This is a genomic window from Arsenophonus sp. ENCA (genome assembly GCF_002287155.1).
In the GTDB taxonomy this organism is placed as follows: Bacteria; Pseudomonadota; Gammaproteobacteria; order Enterobacterales; family Enterobacteriaceae; genus Arsenophonus; species Arsenophonus nilaparvatae.
In genome coordinates, this window is the sequence record NZ_NHNG01000811.1 from 1 (window position 1) to 1,472 (window position 1,472).

The following is a 1,472-nucleotide window of genomic DNA, read 5'->3' on the forward strand; positions in this document are numbered from 1 at the left end:
AGGCAAACGGCTATAGGAGCCAGATTCAGCGTAAAGGCCATCGAAACAAACCGTTGTCCAAGACTCAGCAAGGGCGAAACCACAGGATTGCAAAGACTAGGGCACGGGTTGAACATGCATTTGCGGCGATGGAACAAATGGGTAGAAAACTGATCCGCACCATTGGACAGGTGCGCGCTAATTTTGCCATGACGATGATGGCAGCATGTTACAACCTAAAGCGGTTGGCGTACTTCCAGAGCGCGTGCATCGTGGCTTTCTGACGCCCAGAATGGGTCAAATGGCCCTAGCCAGGGCAATGTGCGATAGAATCAGTAACGTGATAATCAAAAAAAATCTAATTATTTAGAATGAAAGCCAAGGGTTAATTGAAAATCTTGAGTTTTTYRARRTRMMMAGCAGTTTATCTAGTGGGGTTGGGATAAATCCTTTCTGCCCTGCACCCATCTGCCGCTCGTGATCTTTTCGATTCTTTTTCCGATAAATCAAATAACAAGCTGAAAATTCAGCGGCTAAATTTTTCAATTCTTCGACTGATAATCCAATGATTGCTTTACATAAACGATTATCTCGTAACAGCCGCTCTTTGTTGATCATTTCAAACCTTTATTCTCTAAGTTAAACCTCTTTTTATTCTCAATAGCGTGACAAAAAATGCAAGTCTCTATTCAGCAACTAGTTTAATGAAAGCCAGTCCAGCCAGTTCCTGTATTTGGTTACGGGGAACACCGCTGGCATATTTGTAATCAAACTGCTCCAACGTCTTTATCACTGGCAGCCCAGATAAACGGAGTATCGTTTGACGCCGACGTTCAGTAAGTCCTTCATACTGGAGTCGTAAAACAGACTCTAGAAAGTCAGCGTGTGTACCGTTCTTGTCGACAGTTGCCTGCGCTACAGCTGGCCACTCTGTGCTTAGTCTTTCCAGTTTAAGCTGCTCGCAGAATTTTTCGATGCGTTCATACTGAAGACTCATATAGGCATCTCCAGAATCGATTGATAGACGGACAAAGGATGTTGTAGGCTCTCCATAGGAATCGGGCGAGTCTGATGTATCGGTAAAGGAAATGCTTGCATGACTTTTGGCAGCGGCAACAGTGCTAAGCGTTCTTGTAGCATGCGCTCTTCCGGCGATACACCCGTAGTGCCATGTTTACGTACATTAGCTATTGAACTCAGCCAGTCTCCAATACGTGAGTTGGCGGCGGTAGCATCCAAAATAAGCCCTGCCTGACGAAATGACGCGGTTAGTGGAACAATGAAACTGTTCTTAAGATAGTAAACTAGTTGCTGAATAGAGACTTGCATTTTTTGTCACGCTATTGAGAATAAAAAGAGGTTTAACTTAGAGAATAAAGGTTTGAAATGATCAACAAAGAGCGGCTGTTACGAGATAATCGTTTATGTAAAGCAATCATTGGATTATCAGTCGAAGAATTGAAAAATTTAGCCGCTGAATTTTCAGCTTGTTA

The 1,472-nt window shown here is 43.2% G+C and carries 4 protein-coding genes; 2 read left to right on the forward strand and 2 right to left on the reverse strand.

From position 1 onward, the window contains the following. The coding region (locus tag CBG25_RS21000) for a transposase (RefSeq protein WP_290603799.1) at nt 1-263 on the forward strand (263 nt) is incomplete at its 5' end. 82 nt (nt 264-345) lie between these two features. On the opposite strand, the gene CBG25_RS21005 is transcribed toward CBG25_RS21000, so the two are convergent. Continuing rightward, nucleotides 346-597 carry a hypothetical protein gene (locus CBG25_RS21005; RefSeq protein ID WP_290608999.1) on the reverse strand — a complete coding sequence of 84 codons (252 nt, stop codon included), beginning with the start codon at nt 595-597 and terminating at the stop codon, nt 346-348. Between the two features lie 67 nt (nt 598-664). After that, complete coding sequence (locus CBG25_RS21010) at nt 665-976, reverse strand: ATP-binding protein (RefSeq protein ID WP_290609000.1); 312 nt, start codon at nt 974-976, stop codon at nt 665-667. A gap of 99 nt (nt 977-1,075) precedes the next feature. On the opposite strand from CBG25_RS21010, the gene CBG25_RS21015 reads away from it, so the two are divergent. Beyond that, on the forward strand, nt 1,076-1,234 hold the full coding sequence (locus CBG25_RS21015; protein ID WP_290605287.1) for a hypothetical protein: 159 nt from the start codon (nt 1,076-1,078) through the stop codon (nt 1,232-1,234). The last annotated feature ends 238 nt before the right edge of the window (nt 1,235-1,472 follow it).